This window comes from Streptomyces sp. CNQ329 (assembly GCF_000482585.1).
Map to the genome: position 1 here is coordinate 1 of NZ_AXVU01000097.1, position 5054 is coordinate 5054.

General features: G+C 66.7%; 4 protein-coding genes and 1 pseudogene. 4 read left to right on the forward strand and 1 reads right to left on the reverse strand.

The window, feature by feature from the left end:
• Positions 1-297, forward strand: a pseudogene (locus I003_RS33690) (NAD(P)/FAD-dependent oxidoreductase); the annotation flags it as partial.
• Positions 298-511: 214 nt separating this feature from the next.
• Here the strand turns inward: I003_RS33690 and I003_RS0128770 are convergent.
• On the reverse strand, positions 512-1420 hold the full coding sequence (locus tag I003_RS0128770) for an aromatic prenyltransferase (RefSeq protein WP_486584449.1): 909 nt from the start codon (positions 1418-1420) through the stop codon (positions 512-514).
• Positions 1421-1659: 239 nt separating this feature from the next.
• On the opposite strand from I003_RS0128770, the gene I003_RS0128775 reads away from it, so the two are divergent.
• From I003_RS0128775 to I003_RS33695, 3 genes are all read left to right on the forward strand, one after another.
• A complete protein-coding gene (locus I003_RS0128775) occupies positions 1660-2610 on the forward strand; it encodes an aromatic prenyltransferase (protein ID WP_486584450.1) in 951 nt (316 codons plus the stop codon).
• Positions 2607-4043 carry a DUF6851 domain-containing protein gene (locus tag I003_RS0128780; protein WP_027774630.1) on the forward strand — a complete coding sequence of 479 codons (1437 nt, stop codon included), beginning with the start codon at positions 2607-2609 and terminating at the stop codon, positions 4041-4043. Before I003_RS0128775 ends, I003_RS0128780 begins: the two co-directional genes overlap by 4 nt.
• A gap of 153 nt (positions 4044-4196) precedes the next feature.
• On the forward strand, positions 4197-5054 hold an 858-nt coding region (locus I003_RS33695), incomplete at its 3' end, for a DUF6851 domain-containing protein (protein WP_486584451.1).

A 5054-nucleotide genomic window follows, 5' to 3' on the forward strand; every position in this document is an offset into this window, starting at 1 on the left:
CAGATTCTCCAGCACCCGGCGATCGAGGAGAAGGCGCTCGACCGGTACTCGAATGCGTACCAGGAGTTCTTCCACGACATCCGCAAGTTCGTGGAGGGGTTCTACGACCGCTCGAAGACCAAGGGCTTCTACTTCAACATGGCCCAGGAGATGGTCGACCCGGAGAAGGAGAACGAGGCGGAGGTCGACTTCGTCAAGCTGGTCTCCGGGCTCAGCGGGCGGCAGGGCGGGCTGTTCGAGCTCGACGTCGACGACCTCATCGAGGACGCCAAGTCTGCCACCGTCTCCGGTAGCTGAGGTTCACCACGGTGCGCCGGCCGGCGCACCGGGCGGCACAGGCTCCCGGCGGGCGGGGAATCTCGGCGAGATTCCCCGCCCGCCGGGAGCTTCGCCGTTGCGCCCGGCAGGAGGCCGCAGTGCTGCGGAAAGGACCGCGGCACTGCGGCCCCCGGGAGAAGGACTCCCCCGGGGGCCGCTAGTGCCGTGATCTTCGAATGGGCGTGCCCGGCGGTCAGTTGCCGGCGCCTGCGGTGCCGAGCAGGACCCGCGCCTCCAGGGAGCCCTCGGCGAGCTGGTGGTAGGTCTGGAGCTTGAAGTACTCGCCGCCGGAGTACGAGGCGACGTTGTACAGGCCCTGGACGGGACCGGGGTAGGTGTGCGGGACGTTCCTCGCGAACTTCTCGACATTCGGCTCGACCTGGATGCGCTCGGGAAGGGCCTGCGCGTCGGGGACCAGGGTGGCGAACGTGATCCGCTGGATCTTCGGGGAGTCCCACGTCAGGGTGGTGTAGATGCCGACGGCCTGGTTGGCGAGCGCCAGCATCTGCTCGCTGGGCTCCGGCAGGCCCAGGTCGCTCAGCATGGCGCGGACGGTCTCCGGCCGGCGGCACTCGTCGGAGAACTGCAGGAAGTAGACGTTCACCGTCCGGCTGGGGTAGTCGATCCCGATCATGCTGTTCTTGTCGTCCAGGCCGTAGCGGGCGTAGAAGTCGAAGTTCTCGGCCAGGCTGGGCGGCATGGACGGCAGGGCGGCGACCTTCGACAGCTTCTGAAGGTCGTTGCCCGGGAGGAACGTCCAGGTCTTCCTGAAGCCCGCGGTGACTCCGAAGTCGACACCGTGGGCGATGACCGGAATGTTCGCCTGGACGTCGTCGAGGAGCGTGCCGACGGGGTGGTCGGTGGCCTCGGCGATGCCTTTCGACACCGCGTAGCGGTACGGGTTGACGTCCGCCGGCAGCGCGGTGAAACGGCAGTCGAGATCCCGGCTGGCGCGCGTGGTCACGCGGAAGGCCACGACGACCTTCTCCAGGTCGTACGCCGACAGGATCGGCCAGACCTTGTCTCGCGAGGGGGATATGTCCAGCAGTCCTGATGCTTCCTCGATCGCGGCGTAGAGACCTTCCATGCCTGTGCCAGTCATTTGCCCTCCAGTTCGTTCTGAGCAGTTCGTGCCGAGTGTCCATGTGAATCAGGACTGCGGCCCTGACGTTTGTCTCCCTGGTTACGGTGAGCAGGGCCGACAGGCATGGCACGCCCCATTTTCGTCACCCCATAAATTGTCGGCCCGGGTACTCGGAGTGTCAAGAAGATCCTTGCCATAGTTCCATTCGAGTGGCCCTTTAGTGGCGGATGATAGGGTCCCACAGGATTCATAGAAAGTTGGTCGGCATCGACTGCTTGGAGTGCTTGGTGTCCGAAGTTTTTGAGGCGGAAGGACTTTACTCGGCCATTGAGGAATCAGCTCGTCTGGTCGATGCGCCTTTCTCGCGTGACAAGGTCTGGCCGATTCTTTCCGCATTCGCCGGCGGTCTTTCGGACGCCGGCGGCGTCATCTTCAGTCTCCAGGCCGGCAAGCAGGTACCGGAGATGGAATATTCCGTGCAGATTTCGTCGGGTATCGCCGACCCGTATGCTCACGCTCTGGCGGGTGGAATCCTCACGGAGACGGACCATCCGGTCAGCACTGTGCTCTCGGAGATCGTGTCGCTGGCGCCCACCAGTGAGCACTATATCGACTGCGGTATCGTAGGCGGGTTCAAGAAGATCTACGCGAATTTCCCGCACGATCAGCAGAAGGTGTCGCGGCTGGCCGATCTGCCGTCCATGCCGCGGGCGGTGGGCGAGAACGCCGAATTCTTTTCCCGCTACGGCCTCGATAACGTGGCGCTCATCGGCGTCGACTACCGGAACAAGACGATAAACCTGTACTTCCAGGCCCCTGCCGCCATCGCCGGAAACCTCGACCCGAAGACCGTTTCGGCCATGCTGCGTGAAACCGGGATGAGTACACCGAGCGAGGAGATGGTGGCGTACGCGGGCAGGGCGTACCGGATCTACGCCACGCTCGGGTGGGATGCGCGGGAGATCCGCCGGATCGCTTTCGCGCCGCAGCCGCGCCGCAGCATCGACCTGGCAGAACTCCCCGCCCGTCTCGAACCGAGGATCGAGCAGTTCATGCGGGCCACTCCGCACAAGTACGCCGGCGCTCTCGTCAATGCCACGGCCGCCAAGTGGTCGCACGAGCACGAAGTCCTGGACCTCGCGGCGTACTACCAGATTTCCGTTGTGCATATGAAGGCGATCCAAGCGGAGGAAGGCCAAAGCTCGTGACGACATCCGGCCGTGCCCAGCAGATACCGTTCGATTTCGACAACGGCAACTTCATCCGGGACCTGATCACCACTCATGGTGGCGGGGGGTATCCGCCGGCCGACGCGATGGCTCCGGGCGATGTGGCCTCGTACACGTGGGTGACGCATCTGCTGCAGACGTCGTGGTTCGATGCGCTGGCGCCGTACCACCCGACCGCGGTGGGCGTGTACTCGCGGATTCCGCGCCGTCCCGCCGAGGAGGCGGCCACCAACCGCAACAAGAACATCGCGGGCCTGTACGCGATGTTCCAGGTGGTCAAGGCGGTGTTCACGGAGCGGGCGCCGGTCTTGCGGCAGGCGCTGGGCGCGCTGGGTCTGGACCCTGACGACGAGTCGCAGGACGAGACCACCGCGGTCGGTATCGGCAACACGGCCGGCAGGGCCGTCGTGGCCGCCCGGGTGGACGACGGCATGAACGCCCTGGGCGGCAACGGCCGCAGCTACCACGGGCAGCCCTATGAGGACTACACCGGCTACCGGCCGGTGAACACCGCCGACGAGCTGAACGATCCCTCGCGCTGGCAGCCCGCCGTCGAGCCGCACCGCCGCCGCATCGACGGCGGCCCGGGCGACAAGGCGATCTTCACCGCCCAGTGCTTCGCCACCCCGCAACTGGGCCGGGTCACCCCCCAGACGTACAAGGACCCCGGCGAGTTCGAGCTTCCCGCGCCCGGTCACCTCGACCACACCGACGCCGGCGCCTACCGCCAGGCGGTGGACGAGGTCCTCGCGGCGTCGGCCGCGCTGAGTGACGAGCAGAAGGTCAAGGCGGAGTTCTTCGAGCACACGCCGCTGTCGGTCACCCTGTCGCCGCGGGCCGCGGCGATGGCGCACGATCTGGACCTGGACGGCTGGGTGCACCTGTTCCTGGCGTGCTCGACCGCACGGTTCGACAGTCTGATCGCCGCCTGGCACCACAAGCGCGGCTACGACGCCGTCCGGCCTTTCAGCGCCGTAGCGCACGTGTACGGCAGCAAGCCGGTGACCGCCTGGGGCGGTCCCGGCAAGGGCACGGTCGACGACATGCCCGCCGACGAGTGGACCGGCTACCTGCCGGTGGGCAACCACCCCGAATACCCTTCCGGCTTCACCGTCCTGACCGCCGCCCAGGCACAAGCCGCCCGCAGGTTCTGCGGGGACGACGTCTTGGACTGGACCCACACCTTCCCCGCCGGTTCGGGCCAGAAGGAGCCGGGCACCGTGCCCGCGGCCGACCTCGAACTGACCTGGGCGACCTGGAGCGACTTCGAGAACGACTGCGCCGCCAGCCGGGTGTGGGCCGGCGCCCACTTCACGAAGACCGCCGAGGCTTCGCTGGCCTTCGGGACCCAGTTCGGCGATCTGGCCCACGCCTTCGTCCAGCGGCACATCAGCGGCGACGTCAAGGACTGAGCAGCCTCGTTTCATCCCGGTGGCCGCCGGTACCGCGGCCGCCGGGATGCCCTGCTTCACCCCGCTCCCCCGGGCGATCCCCGGGGGAGCAGTTCACGTACAGCACACGCTCTCTCTTCCATCATCATGACCGTTGGGGACAAGGATCTTCATATGACGACGTCCGGACGTACTCCCGCCTCGGGTATTGCAGTGGGCCGCAGATCGCTGCTGATCGGCGGTGCTTCGGCTGCGGTGCTGTCCCAGCTCGCCTTCCCCCGCCTGGCCGGGGCCGCCACCGGCGAGAAGGCGGCCGAGATCGACCTGGATCTGGACAAGGACAACTACATCAAGTGGACCCAGCCCACCGACGCCGCGGCCGGGCTCGAGGGCAGACTGGCGTTCATCGGGCCGATGGATGTGACGGTCTTCCTGTGGACGAGCCGCGCGGCGATGATCGCGGTCTTCGACGCGCTGGCGCCGTACCACGAGACCGCGGTGGGCATCTACACCCGTATCCCGCGCCGGCCGTCCAGTGAGTCCGCCACCAACCGCAATGTCAACGTCGCCACCATCTATGCCCAGCTCGGCGTGTGGAGGCGGATGCTGCCGTTTGACACCGAGGGCATCCGGGGCCTGATGACGGCGCTGGGCCTGGACCCCGACGACGAGTCGGAAGACCTCACCAGCCCCATCGGTATCGGCAATGTGGCCGCCAAGAACGCCTGGGACAACCTGAAGAACGACGGCATGAACGTCCTGGGTTACGAGGGCCGCAAGTACAACCCCACGCCGTGGGCGGACTACACCGGCTACGAGCCGGTCAACACCGCGTTCAAGGTGACCAACCCCTCGCGGTGGCAGCCGCAGCTTCAGGCCCACAACTCCCGCCGCGCCGGCGGCGGCCCGGGTGACCTGGGTATCTTCGTCACCCAGCACTTCGTCACCCCGCAGGCCGCCCGGGCCAAGTCGCTGATCTTCACCGACCCCTCCCAGTTCAAGGTCCCTGCGCCCGACCACATCGACCACACC

Bases quoted from the DNA above. Each gene is read 5' to 3' on its own strand.
- I003_RS0128770 (WP_486584449.1), bottom strand. From the start codon at position 1,420: ATGACTGGCACAGGCATGGAAGGTCTCTACGCCGCGATCGAGGAAGCA.